Annotated in this window: 21 protein-coding genes; 6 read left to right on the forward strand and 15 right to left on the reverse strand. The window is 41.3% G+C overall.

All coding sequences use genetic code 11. The annotated features are described in order from the left end of the window. Window positions 1-14: 14 nt before the first annotated feature. From CH376_RS02175 to CH376_RS24145, 4 genes are all read right to left on the reverse strand, one after another. Window positions 15-1,202 (reverse strand): MFS transporter, encoded by a 1,188-nt coding sequence (locus tag CH376_RS02175; protein ID WP_100786591.1) that lies wholly within the window; start codon window positions 1,200-1,202, stop codon window positions 15-17. A gap of 180 nt (window positions 1,203-1,382) precedes the next feature. Continuing rightward, window positions 1,383-2,615, reverse strand: coding sequence for an RNA polymerase sigma factor (locus tag CH376_RS02180; protein WP_100786592.1), 1,233 nt, complete (start codon window positions 2,613-2,615; stop codon window positions 1,383-1,385). 46 nt (window positions 2,616-2,661) lie between these two features. Then, window positions 2,662-3,018, reverse strand: a complete 357-nt coding sequence (locus tag CH376_RS02185) for a YciI family protein (RefSeq protein WP_100786593.1) — start codon at window positions 3,016-3,018, stop codon at window positions 2,662-2,664. A gap of 1 nt (window position 3,019) precedes the next feature. Continuing rightward, window positions 3,020-3,169, reverse strand: a complete 150-nt coding sequence (locus CH376_RS24145; RefSeq protein ID WP_165781788.1) for a hypothetical protein — start codon at window positions 3,167-3,169, stop codon at window positions 3,020-3,022. Window positions 3,170-3,729: 560 nt separating this feature from the next. Between CH376_RS24145 and CH376_RS02195 the strand changes: the two genes are divergently transcribed. The 3 genes from CH376_RS02195 to CH376_RS02205 are packed head-to-tail and all read left to right on the forward strand — an operon-like array spanning window position 3,730 to window position 5,000. Next, entirely contained in the window at window positions 3,730-4,041 is a 312-nt protein-coding gene (locus CH376_RS02195) for an ArsR/SmtB family transcription factor (RefSeq protein WP_243394773.1), read from the forward strand. Next, entirely contained in the window at window positions 4,004-4,474 is a 471-nt protein-coding gene (locus CH376_RS02200; RefSeq protein WP_100786595.1) for an SRPBCC family protein, read from the forward strand. Before CH376_RS02195 ends, CH376_RS02200 begins: the two co-directional genes overlap by 38 nt. Before the next feature lie 55 nt (window positions 4,475-4,529). Next, the gene (locus CH376_RS02205; protein ID WP_100786623.1) at window positions 4,530-5,000 is read left to right on the forward strand and encodes an SRPBCC family protein; all 471 of its coding nucleotides are present in this window, start codon (window positions 4,530-4,532) and stop codon (window positions 4,998-5,000) included. Window positions 5,001-5,115: 115 nt separating this feature from the next. Here the strand turns inward: CH376_RS02205 and CH376_RS02210 are convergent, their stop codons facing one another. From CH376_RS02210 to CH376_RS02235, 5 genes are all read right to left on the reverse strand, one after another. Then, window positions 5,116-5,457, reverse strand: coding sequence for a DUF4180 domain-containing protein (locus tag CH376_RS02210; protein ID WP_100786596.1), 342 nt, complete (start codon window positions 5,455-5,457; stop codon window positions 5,116-5,118). A 125-nt stretch (window positions 5,458-5,582) separates the two neighbouring features. Further along, entirely contained in the window at window positions 5,583-6,335 is a 753-nt protein-coding gene (locus CH376_RS02215; protein WP_100786597.1) for a hypothetical protein, read from the reverse strand. Window positions 6,336-6,502: 167 nt separating this feature from the next. Then, entirely contained in the window at window positions 6,503-6,931 is a 429-nt protein-coding gene (locus tag CH376_RS02220; RefSeq protein ID WP_100786598.1) for a hypothetical protein, read from the reverse strand. Between the two features lie 131 nt (window positions 6,932-7,062). Next, window positions 7,063-7,662: a YdeI/OmpD-associated family protein gene (locus CH376_RS02225; protein ID WP_100786599.1), complete on the reverse strand. Its 600-nt coding sequence runs from the start codon at window positions 7,660-7,662 to the stop codon at window positions 7,063-7,065. Between the two features lie 327 nt (window positions 7,663-7,989). Next, window positions 7,990-8,844, reverse strand: coding sequence for a class I SAM-dependent methyltransferase (locus CH376_RS02235; RefSeq protein ID WP_100786601.1), 855 nt, complete (start codon window positions 8,842-8,844; stop codon window positions 7,990-7,992). A gap of 329 nt (window positions 8,845-9,173) precedes the next feature. Between CH376_RS02235 and CH376_RS02240 the strand changes: the two genes are divergently transcribed. Both CH376_RS02240 and CH376_RS02245 read left to right on the forward strand, forming a co-directional pair. Then, window positions 9,174-9,503, forward strand: a complete 330-nt coding sequence (locus CH376_RS02240; RefSeq protein WP_100786602.1) for an ArsR/SmtB family transcription factor — start codon at window positions 9,174-9,176, stop codon at window positions 9,501-9,503. Further along, entirely contained in the window at window positions 9,490-9,972 is a 483-nt protein-coding gene (locus tag CH376_RS02245; RefSeq protein WP_100786603.1) for an SRPBCC family protein, read from the forward strand. Before CH376_RS02240 ends, CH376_RS02245 begins: the two co-directional genes overlap by 14 nt. 337 nt (window positions 9,973-10,309) lie before the next feature. Here CH376_RS02245 and CH376_RS02250 read toward each other — a convergent pair whose 3' ends face one another. The 6 genes from CH376_RS02250 to CH376_RS02285 form a co-directional block, all read right to left on the reverse strand. Then, window positions 10,310-11,092, reverse strand: a complete 783-nt coding sequence (locus tag CH376_RS02250; protein WP_125231951.1) for a hypothetical protein — start codon at window positions 11,090-11,092, stop codon at window positions 10,310-10,312. A gap of 260 nt (window positions 11,093-11,352) precedes the next feature. Continuing rightward, window positions 11,353-11,874, reverse strand: a complete 522-nt coding sequence (locus CH376_RS02255) for a hypothetical protein (protein ID WP_125231952.1) — start codon at window positions 11,872-11,874, stop codon at window positions 11,353-11,355. An 817-nt stretch (window positions 11,875-12,691) separates the two neighbouring features. After that, complete coding sequence (locus tag CH376_RS24400) at window positions 12,692-13,249, reverse strand: hypothetical protein (protein ID WP_243394771.1); 558 nt, start codon at window positions 13,247-13,249, stop codon at window positions 12,692-12,694. Between the two features lie 223 nt (window positions 13,250-13,472). Continuing rightward, the gene (locus CH376_RS02275; RefSeq protein WP_100786607.1) at window positions 13,473-13,874 is read right to left on the reverse strand and encodes a helix-turn-helix domain-containing protein; all 402 of its coding nucleotides are present in this window, start codon (window positions 13,872-13,874) and stop codon (window positions 13,473-13,475) included. A 1-nt stretch (window position 13,875) separates the two neighbouring features. Continuing rightward, window positions 13,876-14,163: a type II toxin-antitoxin system HigB family toxin gene (locus tag CH376_RS02280; protein WP_100786608.1), complete on the reverse strand. Its 288-nt coding sequence runs from the start codon at window positions 14,161-14,163 to the stop codon at window positions 13,876-13,878. A 266-nt stretch (window positions 14,164-14,429) separates the two neighbouring features. Then, window positions 14,430-15,140 carry a hypothetical protein gene (locus CH376_RS02285; RefSeq protein WP_100786609.1) on the reverse strand — a complete coding sequence of 237 codons (711 nt, stop codon included), beginning with the start codon at window positions 15,138-15,140 and terminating at the stop codon, window positions 14,430-14,432. Window positions 15,141-15,273: 133 nt separating this feature from the next. Between CH376_RS02285 and CH376_RS02290 the strand changes: the two genes are divergently transcribed. After that, on the forward strand, window positions 15,274-15,658 hold a 385-nt coding region (locus CH376_RS02290), incomplete at its 3' end, for a transposase (protein ID WP_207769131.1).

Genomic DNA, 15,658 nt, shown 5'->3' on the forward strand with positions numbered 1-15,658 from the left:
TTATAACGCATTCTTCAATTCGAATCGGAAGGTAAAGAAGGGAGAAAGATCAAAACTAAACAAGCGATCGTATGAAGAATTCCAACGAACAAACTCAACGCGAGAAGACCGTGATTTAAAAATGGAGCGACGATCGCAGTCCCGCCCGCGGACACTGAAATTATGGAAAGAAGAATCAGGGAAGATCCTCTGTTGTCGTCTCCGTTAGCCGCTATGATCCCCTTGAGAAAACCGTTCGGACCTCGAAGCCCCAATCCGAAATTCATAATAGGAAAAATAAGAAGAATGGTGAGCGGATGATTCTGTCCGAGGAGAGAGAAGACGATCATTAAGACGGAAGACAAAAGACAAAGTCCCGTTCCGATCGAAACGAGATGTTCCGAATTTATTTTCCGATTCAAATAGGAAGAAGAAAGAACCGCGCCTATGATAAAGAATACGACTCCGATCGTCTGCATCCGTGCGAACTGATGGATATCCGAATTCATCGTCTTAACGATCACGACCGGCGCCCCGAACACAAAAACGAGAAGACCTCCTAAGTTGAGCGCCTGGCTTAGGGAATATCGTTGAAAGACTGGAGACAAAAGAAGAATCCTATACGATCCGGGTTTCGAACCGGAAGGAGGCGGCGCGTCTCCGCGGAATCGGATCGAAAAAAAGACCAGGGCGAGTATAAAGGAAAGAAAAGATGTTACAAAAAATGAATATTTCCAGTTACCGATGCTCAGAAACCACACTCCGAGAATGGGAGCGAGCGCCGGTATCAAAGACTCGACGCTTCCCAAAATCCCTAAGGCTTTGGCCGCGCCCTTTTCGTCGAAGAGGTCTTTGATAATTCCAGGAGCAAGAACCGCCGCCGCGGAAGAGGATAAACCTTGAAAAAATCGGAAGACAATCAGCAAATCTAGGTTAGGCGACAGAGTGCATAAAAAGGAAGTCAGAGAATATCCGGAGAGAGAAAAAAAGAGAAGAGAAGAAGCGCCGATCCGAGAGGAAACGTTTCCGAAAAGAAGCATCCCGAACGCGGTTCCGGCGACAAAGGACGCGATCACGAATTGAGAACTTGTTTGATCTCCTCCCAAAATTTCGGGAAGTTTGGGAATACTCGGAAGAACTAAGTCGATCCCGGAAAGACCGAGAACCGTACCAAAACCGAGAAGAATACAAACGAATAGCGGATTTTTTTTATCTTTAAACATGGAACCGTTCCTTAGAGGGATCGAAATCTAGTTTCAAAGAAAGAAGAATGTTCCTTAAAATCAATCCATAAGTTTTTGACGAAGGGATGGAAATCTGCTCTTTTATAAAACGTCAAATTCGAAAAACGCGCCGCGGAAGCGGACGGAACGATTCTAAAATTACTCTCTGAATTTTTGATTCTATCCGCGGAGAAGATCTATTTTCTTTCGAATCGAATTCTTCTCGCTTTGAGTTTTAGAAAGGGAAAGCGCTTTTTGAAAGTGAAGCTCGGATTGTTTGTCGTCAAGCGTTGTGTACAATTCTCCGAGAAGAAGAAAGAAGTAACGATTGTCTTCGAAACGAAGATTTTCCGCTTCTCGAATCGCTTCCTCTTTTCCGCGGACTTTGGAAAGCGCAAAGATGCGGTTGAGAAGGATTACGGGAGATGTTTCGATCGTAACGAGATGATCGTAGAGTCTCAGAACGTTCCTCCATTTTTCTTTCGTGTTCTCTTTTCTCGTGTGCCAATAGGCGATTCCCGCTTCGAGATGAAACTTTGAGACTTGATTCCCGCCCGTTGCCCTGTGAAGAAAAAATTCTCCTTTGGCGATCCATTCCGAGTTCCAGAGATTTGTGTTTTGTTCTCCGTATAAGATCGGCTCGCCAGTTTCGTCTAACCTCGCTTCGAATCGCGAAATATGAAAACACATCAGCGCAAGGAGCGCGTTGACTTGAGGTTTGTTCGTGTTCGGGTTTTCTGCGAGAATCGTACACAATCGAATCGCTTCGAGAGAAAGTCCCTTATGTAGAGTCGTATTCCGGCTCGTGGAATAGAATCCTTCGCTAAACAATAAATAGACGGTGGTCAAGACGGAATCGAGACGTTCTTCAATTTCGACTGGATCGGGGAGTTCGATCTTGACGTTTTCGTTTCTAAGTTTTTCTTTCGCTCGAAAGAGTCGTTTGTTGATCGTTTCCTTGTTTGTAAGAAAAGCGTCCGCGATCTCCTCGATCCCGAACCCGCAAAGAATTCGAAGAGAAAGTCCGATCTGCGCCTCTTTGGAAATGGACGGATGACAAACTGCGAACATCATCTGAAGCTGACTGTCTTCGATATTTTGATTCGAAAGATCGATTTCCCTTTCTGAAAAATCCGCGGAATCTTTTTTTAATTCAGGGAGGATTTTGTTTCTAAGGATCGAATCTCGATGTAAATAATTTTTTGCCTTGTTCTTTGCGACGCCGTAAAGCCAAGCCTTCGGATGATCGGGAAGGCCGTTCAAACCCCAGGTCTGAGCCGCCGTAAGAAAGGTCTCGCTCGCAATATCTTCCGCGATTTCGATGTGATCAAAACCGAAACGTTTACACAACACGGAAATGATCTTTCTATATTCGGTCCGAAAAAGATCCGGGATCAGATCGTCGACTTTCATAATTAAAAATCGTCTCCGCAGAAATTTTTCGGAAACGTCAAAATTCTTATCCTTTTTCGTGAACCGAAACGATCTGTCTCACTTCCACGCTGTTCCCTGCTCCGCCTAAGATGGGACATTTTTTTGCGATCTCGACCGCGTCTTCGAAATCTTCCGCTAAGATCGAAATAAAACCTGCCAGAGATTCTTTGATCTCAACGAAGGGTCCGTCGATGATCACCTGATTGGGTTTGATTACCTTCCCTTCCGTAGAAAGTCCTTTGCCTCCGATAAATTTTCTTTGAGCGACGATTTCCTCCACCCAATCGTGATACTGTTTCATATATACTTGAAGTTGTTGCGGCGAAGGCTGAGCTTCTTTTGTGATCAGATCCAATCGCATCAATATTAAGAATTCATTCATATCAAAAATCTCCCTGGAAATAAAAACGTTTTCGCATTAAAAAGTTGCGGAGCCTATTTTCGTATTCGATCGGGTCCGTGTCCCGGATCGTTCCGTGATTTCCTTTGCCCGCAAAAAATAAAAAGCGGGACAACCGTGTAAATTCGTTCATTCAGATACTCCTTGTGGAACGGGATTGTAGAGATATGTTCGTCTGGGTTTCGGGAATTGGACATCGTTTCCAAAAAAAATGGATGGGTTTACTTTTTTATTTGGAACGACCCGGAGAGTCCTTGGGTTTTGTTCTCCGAAAGTGACATGAGAATTCCGATTCCGATCGTGCTTTTTTCGCCTAACGTTTCGATGGGGATCCATTCTTTCTAAAATTCTTCTCCGACTATTGATTTCAATCGCGCGACGATAAGAATTCGATCCTTTAAAAAAAGGTCGGGCGTCACGCTGATTCGAGCCGTTCGACTTTATTTTCACCATTCTTCCGGATCCCGTTCGGGATAAGAATTTTGAATCTACTCAGACGGTAATTCCCATTCTTAAATCCTAAAAACTCCAAAACCGAAATCCAAGCGGGGCCTTAAATATATTAAACTAAACGGTTTAATATTTGACAAAATCTCCGAATCTTATTTACTCAACTAAATGGTTGAATTATTGAAAAAGGAAGAGAAGCTCGATCGGGTGTTCGCCGCGCTGGCCGATCACTCGAGAAGAAAAATGCTCGTACGTTTGCGGGACCGATCGCTTACGATTTCGGAGCTAGCGGAACCATTTTCGATGTCGTTTGCCGGAGTCGCCAAACATATCGACGTTTTGAACGCTGCCGGTTTGGTGCGTAAGATAAGAACGCCGGAGGACGGAAGAAGTTTTAGGCTTGAGCTGCAAAGCAAAGCGGTCTCGGAAGCCTTCGCCTGGCTCGCTTATCATCAAGAATTCTGGACCAACAAACTAGACAGACTGGAAGCGTTTATACAAGAAGAGGAATTAAAAAATGACAAACCCCGTATTAAAAGTCGAAAAAAAAATTAACGCCGACCAAACCCGATTGTTTAGAGCCTGGCTCGAGACTGAAAATTTTTCGCGCTGGTTTCTGAGCGGAGATCCCATAGTAGAATCGGTCGTCATCGATCCGCGTCCGGGCGGTAAGTTTAGAATCGATATGTCGCTCAACGGTAAAACTCTTCCTCACGAAGGCGAGTATCAAATCATCGAAGAGCCGACTAAGCTGGTCTTTACGTGGCGTTCCCATGCGACCGGAGGACGCGACACTCTTGTTACCGTCACTTTTACCGCGCTTCCTATGACGACGGTCGAAAGTTCTTCCGGTTCGATCCAAAAACCGCAGACGCTTGTGACCTTGCTTCACGAACGTCTTACAAGCGAAGCGGAGATTCAATCACATACTTACGGTTGGACTCATATTCTAGACGCTTACGCAGAGTGGTTTAACAAGAAGAGTTAACGTCTTTATCGGCTAAGCCGGAAAGAAAAATAAAGGAATGAGGAAGGATAAAAATATGAACGGAATCTATCACAAAATTGGAATACGTTCCGGAGCCGAGAAAGTGATTCAAGCTCTGACGACACAAGCGGGTCTTGCGGGCTGGTGGACCAACGACGTTCAAGGATCGTTCTACGGAGGAACTTCCGCAACGGGAGAAACGATTCGATTCAGTTTCGGACACAAGGCCGACATGGAAATGAAGGTTAAGGAACTTGCTCCACAACGTGTTCTCTGGGAATGCACTTCCGGTCCGGAAGACTGGATCGGTTCTCATATCGATTTCAAATTGAACGGAAGCAAGGCTCCGGATGGAGAAGGGATGACGATCATTCATTTTCGTCACCAAGACTGGAAAAATGAAAGCGAGTTCACCGCGCATTGCAGTATGAAGTGGGCGACTTTTTTACTTAGTTTAAAGAATCTTGTCGAAGTCGGCCAGGGCCAACCTGCGCCTAACGATTTGAAAATCGACGACTTAAACTAAGCGGACTCGGGACGTGCATGTGAATTAATTTCTCATGCACAAGGACGGAATTTTCACCTCGTCACCGTTCGTTTCTTCTGACGACTCGAACGGTTTTCGATTTGCAAAAAGATGTTTATCTTAACAATTTCAACGCCTCTTCTAAATCCGAAGCAAAGATTACTTTTCCGCTTTGATTGCTTTCGTAGATAAAATCTTGAAAACTTTTGGAATTGTACTCTGAAAAGTCGCCTAAAATAATCATCCTCAGTTTGTAATTAGCTATCTTCTGCAAAATTTCTCCGGCAAATCCAGATCTTAAATCGTAGAATTTTTCGTGAAAATTCGACTTAGAAAAAATCATCGTTTCCGAAGATGTCGAGTACGCGGCTTCTAAAAAAGAATTCGGATCTTCCAAATAAATCTCACCTTCTTGAAAAAGAGCGAACATTCCCTTCTCCGTCATTATTTCTTTCATTATAATTTTACGTTTTCTCCTTTTTCATTTGAAGATTGAATTCGTAACAAGCTCGAACGACGCGGCGCTTCCTAGAGAAATGATAAGGCGAAAGCGCTCTGTCAAGCCGAAGCGAAATTTCCCGCTCACAAAGGACGATCTTTCCTGAAGCGAATCGTAAAAATAAGACGAAACGAAAGTTTTAATCGGTTTCGCAATAAGTTTTTCATACAAATACATTTTTCGGATAACTGTTTCTCGAAAGAATTTAGAAAGCGATCGAGTTCTGAAACCTTGGCTTTAAATACTGAATTCGGTTTTTCATTCAACTTACCGTCGCGGAAAGAATAAGTAACGGATTCTTTGAACCAAGGAGCGAAACGGTTTCGAAACGCTGCAGAATTAAAATATTCGAATAAACAAGCCGGCACGTCGATTGTGGACTCGATTCGAAAACCTTCGTTTAGGATCGCCAATTCTCTGGAAAAAGTAAAATATCGATCCATAGAAAATGATTCCCAAGGCTCTTGGAATAAGATCACGGGACTTCCGGATGAGAAGTCAATCATCTTTATATTGGATACGGTTGCGTGACTTCCGGCAATATCCGTAAAAAGAATCGCTTCGGGTATTGTGTCTCCCGTTAGGTCCTCGAATAAAATTTCACGTCTTCTTGTGGATGAATCCCTGAATATCACGACTCGATTTTTAACAAGAACCACGTAATTCCAGCGTTCGAATTCCGCGTTTGTTTCGGAGTCGTTTCCAAGTTCGAGATGTACGATTTCGTAATCCTCGGCCTTAACTTTAAATTTAGAGATAAGAGATATATGAGCTTCTTTTAATAGATTTCCTTGGGATAAAAATTCGTCCAGATGGTCCTCTAAGATTTCCCTCAAAACGCTCCCCTCTTCCTTCTTGCAAAAAAATAGGAATGGTCTAAAAATAAACAATAATATTCTAATTATCTTATTCATTTATCCGGGTTAACACCTTAGGTAAATTCATTCCCTCAAACTCAAGGAAGTTCAATGCGTAAAATTTAGACCGCAGATTTGTTCCGGATTCAACTGTGACAAATCACCTGTGTGCAGATATGTTCCTTGTGCTGGTCAAGAAGCCGATGGAAATTATTTTGCCATTTACCCCAGGCGCGCCCGTTTTGCGAAGAAGGTTCCCTAAGCATTCTCCAGCCGAAGTCCTGAAGATCGATCCAGGGACCGTTCGGAAGAATCACCCCGGACGTATAATAAATCTCGGGTAAGTTTCTGACGTAACAGGAATTGTTTAGAATTTCGGAGTCGTCTTCGGAGTAATCGGATCTTAGTTCTTCGTCTATCAAGTTTTCGGACGGGAAATACCAATAGTCCCAATGTCTAGAACGGATAGATTTGATATTATCTTCGTCGAGACGATATGGCTCTAAAATTCGCTTTAAACTAGAGTATATGTCTTCGGAAGAATTGGGAATGATTACCGTAATGTGTGAGCGCATACTTTCGAATTTTTAAGATTTTTCCGTGGACACGCCTTCAAAAACAAGCCTGAGGATACAAAGTAAACGTTATGTGAAACCGACTCCCACGGTCAATAGAATTCGGCAATCCGTATTTCTCATTCTATCGGTCATCTAGGATTCAGATCATTCAGTCCCTTTCCGTTGAGGATCGGCTGCACGCATTTTTCTATTCTTGATTCGCGGGTTTTCGCTTGTTTCGGCGCTGAGAAGTGAAGGATGTAAGCTCTTTGTCTTCCCGGCGTCAGCGCGTCAAAGGCGGTTTTTAACTCCGGAACTTCTTCTAATTTATTTAAGAATTCTTCCGGAATCGCAAATTCCCTGGTCGTTTTAAAATTTACTTTGAGTCCCGCTCTTTCCGTTTCTATCGCTTCCTTTATATAAGTTTTAAGAATCGTTTTCATCTTAACGATTTCTCGAACGTCGGTAAAACGAATCTGACGCGCTGCTTGTGTGTTTTTTGTTTGTTGGATGAGAATTCCTTCTGGATCCTTTAACAAAGCCCCTTTGAAAAACAAAAACGCACAATATTCTTTAAAAACATGTATTAAAACTATATTATTGTTTTCGAATGTATAACAAGGAGAACCCCACTTAAGCTCTTCCGTTAACTTGCATTCGAGTGCGATCTTTCTTAAGATCTCGAATTCTTTTTGCCATTTTTTAGCCTTACTTAAATAGTTGTCGACTTTAGGATTTGTCTTGCTCATGGATTTATTCCGGGATTGATTATTCCTTGTGCGGGTTTGGAATCCGTAACTCGAACGAAATCGGCTATGACAAAGTTCTCAGCTTTGTCAAAACAATTCGGGAACCGCACCGCAAACCTTATAAACCAGAGCTTGTCGGAAACGGTTCCTTTCGTAAAGAAAAATTAAAGAGAACAAATCTTCTTTGTTTTCGAAATGTATCGTTCCGATTTAGAAATTTCTTTTCATGCGCAGACATCTTTATAAAATCCGGATTTTTCTTTATCGAATTGCTTTCGATCACTACGCTTTTCAAAAGTCGTCGTTTGAAATCACCGGAAGGAATTCTTAGGTCATAGCAACTAAAAAACATTCTCCGCTTCCCGGAATCAGTCCGTCCTCCCGATTCGTAAAGTAACGAAGTCGAATGTCTTCGATAGAGACATACCGAGCCTTGGAAAAACCCGCTTCTTTGGCGAGTTCTAAAATTTCAGTCGGGGTAAAGAAACTTATAAAAGGAGTTCCCGCTTCGCGCGTTTTCTTGATCGTGAATTCCAGCGTAGGTTGATCCTCCGGTTCAAGAAGATCGATAGGAAGCATATACGTAGTCGCAAAGCAGGATCCGGGCGCAAGTTTTGACATTTGCTGAAGCGTGGAGAGATTCGCCTCTTTCGTTAAATACATAGAGACTCCGGTCGAAGCTACGATCGCGGGTTTCTTCGGATCAAATCCGGATGCAATTAACCGGTCCCACCAGGATTCGCCGCCTTCAAAATCAACGGGAACAAATTTTAAAAACTCGGGAATCGGATCAAAGCCGATTTCAAGAAGACGATTCTCTTTCCATTTCTGAGGTCCGGGTTGATCCACTTCAAAAGTGGTTAGACGAGAGGCGATTTCAGGTTGGCGTTGAACAAAAGTATCCAGACCCGCCCCGAGAATTACATACTGCGTTGTTCCCAACTTCGCCTGCTCTTCCACTAAATCTTCAACAAATCGCGCGCGAGCAACGATTGAAGATCGAATTCTTCTTGTCCAATCCGGATTCATATCCGGACGGTCTCGCCAATTTTCTTCACCGGCGAGTCTAAGACCGATCTCATCATTGAGAATATGCGGACTGGAATCTACTTGAACGTGAAGCGCTCGCCATAATGCTACTCGAACCGCAGTATGCTCCGGCGCAATGTCGTTTATTCCCATTTCATCACCTGTGGAGTCATTTTAGAAAAGGTTAATATGGTAGGTTCCATTCCCGGATTTGTCCGTTCAAATCCTTTTTGCAAATTCATCTCGAAGCGGAACGAAAAAAGGGCGCCTATTAATGCGAAATGGAAGTTCCCATGGCGATTGGATAACAATAAGAATTCGGTTTTTCAGCCTTTTGAATTCTTCTGTTTAGGATAGGAACCTTAAAAAAAATCCTAAAAGAATCGAGGCTGTCCTTAAGAAAATCTCAGATATGATTAAAATTCTATTCGATTTTATATTTAAGTATTGACTTAATTAAGTATTAACTTAAATATAAAGGCATGAACGCTTTTGCCGCCCTTGCAGACGATACAAGACGAGAAATTGTGAGATTGGTTGCGAAAAAGGGAAGCCTTACCTCGACGGAGATAAGCGAAAGATTTAAGATGAGCCCGCCCGCTATCTCACAGCACTTAAAGGTGTTGAAAGAGGCCGAAATTCTGCGGATGAGAAAGGATGCGCAAAAGCGAATTTATAGTCTTAACGACACAGGGATGAATGAAATGGAGGATTGGTTGCGGGAAATCAAAGACCTTTGGAATCAACGCCTGGATAAGCTGGAGAAATATCTTTTGAAAATAAAAAAGGAGCGGTCCCATGTTAAAAAATAGCGCTGAAACGATCATCGAAAATAACAAAGTCATCTATAAGAGATACTTTGAGGTTCCGGTCGATCTTCTTTTCGAGGTTTGGTCGGTCGAGGAGCATCTTTCTGAATGGTGGGGTCCGGACGGTTTTACGCTCACTACGAAAAGTTTGGATTTTTCGAAAGGCGGGATTTGGGAATTCGTCATGCATGGCCCGGACGGACACGATTATAAAAATAAAATCCAATTTACGGATATTAAGAAATCGGAATATATTTTTTATAAACATCTTGGAGACGGCGAAGGCGCAAAGGACGTCGACTTTGAATCTAAAATTATTTTTGAATCAGCCGGAGAAGGTTCAAATTTAACGATGGAACAGATTTTTCCGAGCAAGGACGAACTTGAAAGAGTGAATCAGAAATACGGCGCGATCGAAGGCGGAAAACAGCATATCGGCAATCTCGCAAAATATTTGGAAAAGTTAAAATAGCTCGATAGATGACGAGACTCTGCGGTAGTTGTTTCTAAACGTTCCTTGGATTCAAAATTCTCTTTGCCGTTCAGTTCTAAATTTTTAGCTTCGAGATCGAGTGAAAATCGAGATGATTATTACCTTCGAATGCGGGGAATGCTTGATAAGAATAAAACGCTAACCTTCGACGCAATTTTACTTTTTCTTTAAAGGTAAAAAAATCTTCAGAAATTCTCAAGGAACTTGTTTCATAGACGCAAATGAGAATCTCGGATTTGATTTTTTATAAAGGAACACTTCATCAGATATTTCGCCAAAGTGCGGAAATTTGCGAGATCAAAACGCCTAACGTATTTCATTGGCCTTGATATTTTTCAAAGACGAAATTATCGTCCTTCGACAGTTTAATTAGTCGGATTGCGTACAATATCATCCAAAGCAATGACAAGAGCCCTCCCGGAACGGCAAATTGTGCGGCGGTTTCGGTAAAACCAAAGTGAAAGTTGATAAAAACTACATAAATCGTCAGTAACAAAGCGCCGATGATTCCGAACCATGAATTCACTTTTCCGAATATATCACTTTTCAACATGACTATTGACATTGATAAGTTTGCGATACTCGGCAAAAAAAATCCTAAAAATACAGCAGGACTTCCATGTTTTCCTTGCGATAACAATGCTTCGCCGGCCGCCAAATATAAAAGTTTTTCAGATACGACATTTGTAGAAAAATATTTTATGCTTAATTCGTACATGGCCAATGAAACGTTGTTCGATACCAAAAGAATTGAACCAAAGAAAAATATTAAGAATGCAAATAGGCTGTAAGAATAAATTTTTTCTTTTTGAGCAATATACAGCGCAAAATAGGAGGGAATTAAGAAAATTTGTATGATCACCGTTAACAAATCAAGATTATATAAACTTAATAGTGGGTTCGTTCGAAACTGCTCGAATCTTCCTATTGCAGTTTGCGGAATCTTTGATACATTAACACCGTTTAAAATGCCGATCAGGACGTCGCAGACTATCAACAAGGCTGAGATGACGGTGAAAATTCCCCCGAAAAATAGAAATCTTTTTTCTTGCGGTTGCGATCGCTGGCGCAATATTTCTAGGAAGTAGTCGTTACTCATTGGATTTTTTACCCTAAGAGATCGCCTTTTCATCGTAAAGAGCAATCTTTTCTTCAAATTCTTTTGTTCGTAAGATAAAAGGAATGAATAGTCCCGATATAGGTAATGTTTTCCTTTTGACATCGGCTCTTGACAATGACGCATAACGAAGATTCCGGCCGCGCCAGAGTTTTTCGTAACCAGAGTCGGCAGTGCTTCAAACGAGAGAACAGAGTTTGGATTGTATAAGCGATTCCGAGCAGAATTCGAAGCTCGAAGGGTCACATGCGCGGGTTCCCAATATCTAATCGGTTTCCATTTTCGAGTATTTCCGTCTGAGATTCCTTCATCAATTTAATAAGGTTCAGTAAAGATTTCTCAATCGGATTGGCAAAACTTAAAAACCCCGAGAGAGTCATGGTCTGCGATAGGAATGTATAGGACGTTCCGTCTAACGTTAAATGCCACTCGGTGCTATTCCACGGAAGTTCCGCGAGCGCAGCATTTAGCGGATCGAATTTGCGTTCTGAATCGAGAACATAGATATCAATCGGGTCGATGGAGCGAGGTTCAAACGTTGCAATTGCGGTTCTATAAATTGGATCCAGCGGTTTTCGGTCATAGGTAAGAGCGGAGACGTCGAAACCCATTACCGCCGAGTGAACCGAGAAGGAAGGCATAAAAAAACCTATCCAAGAGGCGGTCACATCCGATTCTCGAGTTTTTCCATTGCGACGATCCCTCGTTTTGTGCCGACCCGGTCTAAATTCATTAAATCCTATCGCCGCCGCGAGAAGGTCCACTCTTTTGTGGGATTGAATTATAGCTTCAAGACGAAACATACGTTATGTTTGCTCTGGAATTTCGCCTAACGACGGGAATTTGACAACTTCGCTCCCGGCTTTTAGTGGCAACTTATTTTTACCGAATGTCTCGTAAGCCACTATTTAGTCAAGTTCGCAAGATTACGTATCAATGAGCGGAGTAAGTCGAGCGGAATATCAAAGAGATTATACGGCTACTTGGTAGATTCCAAAAGGAAAATACTTATAGTTTGTGCCAAAACCTGCTTGTACTTAAGATCATTAAATGTAATATATATTGCATGAGATTACCATTAGGACATTTAGATATTCCGGAATCAATCTGGCTCAAATTAAAAAAGCTGCTCCCTAAGTATACGAGAATCATTTCCAATGGCGGACGACCTCGCATAGATGATAGGACTGTGTTTGCCGCTATATTTCATCGTGTTAAAAGATGTTCGAGACACCTTAGCGCTGTCCCGCGAACCGAGTGACAAAGCAAATGTGGCTTTAGCCCGAAGTGAGGGTCGCATGAGCGATCCCGAACGGAGCGAGGAGACGAAGCTAGGCGACGAGGATTATTTTTCATGTTTTTCTAAAAACGAACCAAAAATCCAACCTTCCACACTCGTTGTTGGATATCCTCCTGGACAAGGTGGATGTAATTTTACATAATACCAATAGGCTTCTTGATTCGAAATCTTCTCTTTTTCTATTGAATGACCAATTAATCGAACAGATGCACCTTTTGGAATTCTGATGTATTCTTCTGCAGGAAGCTCAAGACCAATGGGGTTTATGCAACCTTCATTAACTAATGAATCGAATCGGATAATTGTGTTTTTGTCGACGATTGGTTTTGACCTAAAATATACATCTTTTGATATTTGGTATTCTTCGTAATTATCTGTTCGAATTGGGAATTCCTGATGCTGATCAGACGATCCTTAGGTTTATGAGAAGCAATATCGTAATGAACTGCTGGCTCCTTACAATTCTTCTTTTCGAAACAACATTCTATCATTTTCTCAGGCAAATAATCATGAACCTTAAAATAATATTCGCAAATAAATTGTTTATCGGGATACGTTGATTCTTTATAGCTTAATCTAGTTACATTTATATTAATTTTATTTTCAGTAGTATTAAACTTAGCATTTCCACGCAAAGGTGGGTCACCCCAAAAAATCAGTGACGCTTTTCCATTCTTAAAACTAATATAACTGTAATCGTTTTTCCAATGTTTCGGTTCTTCTAATATCCTTATTAATTCATTAGGAGATGGAACCGTTAATCTAATGTCCTCTTTTTTTAGACCACCATTACATTTTATCAGAATCAGAAATAGTAAAACGAAAATACCTTTTTTCATAAATTTATTTTAATCATAGTCGCCTAACGAAAGAGTCTCCTCGACGTTGCGTGTCCAAGCGCTTAAGCTCGACGGACTTGACACGAGGTTCGAGTGAGCCTTAGCGAACGGCTCGCGAACCGAGGTGGCAAAGCAATCTACGGAGCCGGAGTGAGGATCGCATTAGCGATTCCGAACGAAGCGAGGAGACGAAGCTAGGCGTAGTCGCGTTAATACTAAAACTTTAAATGAAAACTGCGGGAGAAACATTAAATCTTTTAGACAAAGCTTTGACTTGTCTTACATTTAATTCCCTTTTACCATTTAAAATCTCTGATACAACACCTTGACTACCAAGTTCCTTCATATCTTTTTGCGATAAGCCGTGTTCTTCCATTAAAGACTTGAGAATTTCAATTGGATCTGATTCAATTTCTGGAAAATGATCAGATTCATATGATTCAACGACGTTTCCAATTGTTTCCATCAGTGGAGCCAACGGATGTTTTTCGTTATTGCCCACCTCATCAATTAAGTTATCCAATATCTCCACAAGCTTCTTATATTGCTTTTGGGTTCTTGGGTATGAAATCACTTCTTTAATCTCAGGCCATACGTTCTTTACTTTTTCTAATTCAGCGATCATTTCATACCTTCCATTTTCCTTTGTTATACTCTGAATGAGTTAAAATTTCTCGGATATAAACTTTCTTCCTATTAAAGTGAATTGCGGCAATAAGTCTGAAATTGTTTCCAGATATATTAAAAACGAATAAATTTTGCACAATATCTACTGAAGGAAAAACCTTTCTTAGATCAGGGAAGCTATCAAAATCCGTCTTACTTAAAACTTTATGCCATAATTCCAACGAAGATTTCGATTTTGGATATTGTTCAATAAATTCTGTAATCTTTCGCTTACTTATTACATGCACAAATTGAATAATATCTCATATTGAGATTTTCGCAAGATTTATTTTAGTCAGAAGAAATTTTTAAGCGATTACGCCTAACGATCTAGGTTTATCGACGTTTGCGGTTCTGGAGCGCTTACGCGCGAAGGGATTGACTGAGGCTTGAGCGAACCTTAGTGAGCGATCACAAGCCGAACGTCAAAGCAAATGTGCGGCGCCGGAGTGAGAGTTTGCAGAGCAAATCTCGAACGTAGCGAGGAGACGGAGTTAGACGCCGTAACCTAAACTTAAGAAGGCTTTGAATTTCCAAACTTTTCCATCACACTAATAATTGGATTAAAATTAAGATCCGTAGTTAATGAATCTTTAACATATCCGGTTTGCGGGTCGGAAAACAAATATTTAGCTATTTCTAACCTAAATTGATTTTTATCTTGAGAGTCAGAAATAGAATTTTCAAACTCTTTGAATTGCGACAATACAGTTGACCGATGAGAATAGAGAAAATTGAGGTGACGTTCGGTCCGATATTTTGATAAAGAAATTTTAGTTACTAAAGAAGGTAAAAATATTAAGACCATTTTCTCCAATGTGTATTTAATTATTTTAGCAACACTTGCATCTTCAGGAAATGGATAGCAAAATAGTGAAACGCCTACAGAAACAAATAAGACAATTATGCTAATGACAAAAGAGATAAACCATCCTGTTTCGTATCTGCTATGTTCTGCTTGTAGATTTTTAAAATTGTTCCCTGCCTCATCAACGACTTTACTTGATATTTTATCTCTTAAGCTATTTAATATTTTTGCGGCTTCGCTCGCTGTTTTTTTAACCTCAATGATTATACCATCTGCATCTTTGGTCGCCTTTTCCAAAACACCGTATTGCTTCCCATCATTCATTTTTATCTGAAGCACATAGACGCTGAAATAAATTATGTTTTGATCATGATAAATATGCTTTTCTCTAAACCATTCAATTACAGCAGTTCGCATCCGAGGGAAGTCAGGATTGTGAATCCCTTGTGGATAACGTCCAAAATATTTCGCAGATTTAAGAATGAATGAGAAGGCTCTCCTTGCCGATTGAGTTTGTAACGATCAAATTCAAAAAAAGGAGAACCCCCCAATGAGGGCAGAAGAAGAAAAAGCGCACCTGAAAGTAATTCAAGTGGATGAGACCCAGCTCAAGAAAGACTTGAGCGAACTCGTAAGAGGCTCAGTGGAAGAAACGCTGAACGCTCTCTTAGATGAGGAAGCGGATAAACTCTGCAAAGCCTCAAGGTATGAGAGAAACCCGGATCGAGTAGATACAAGAGCGGGTTCGTATAATAGAAACTTCGAAACAAAAGCCGGAAAAGTAAAGTTAAAAGTTCCGAAACTTAGAACAATTCCGTTTGAGTCGGCGATCATCGATCGATACAAACGAAGGGAGAGTTCGGTAGAAGAAGCTCTCATGGAGATGTATCTCGCTGGAGTTTCCGTTCGGAGAGTCGAGGATATCACCGAGAGCC

Source organism: Leptospira adleri (genome assembly GCF_002811985.1).
Classification (GTDB): domain Bacteria; phylum Spirochaetota; class Leptospiria; order Leptospirales; family Leptospiraceae; genus Leptospira; species Leptospira adleri.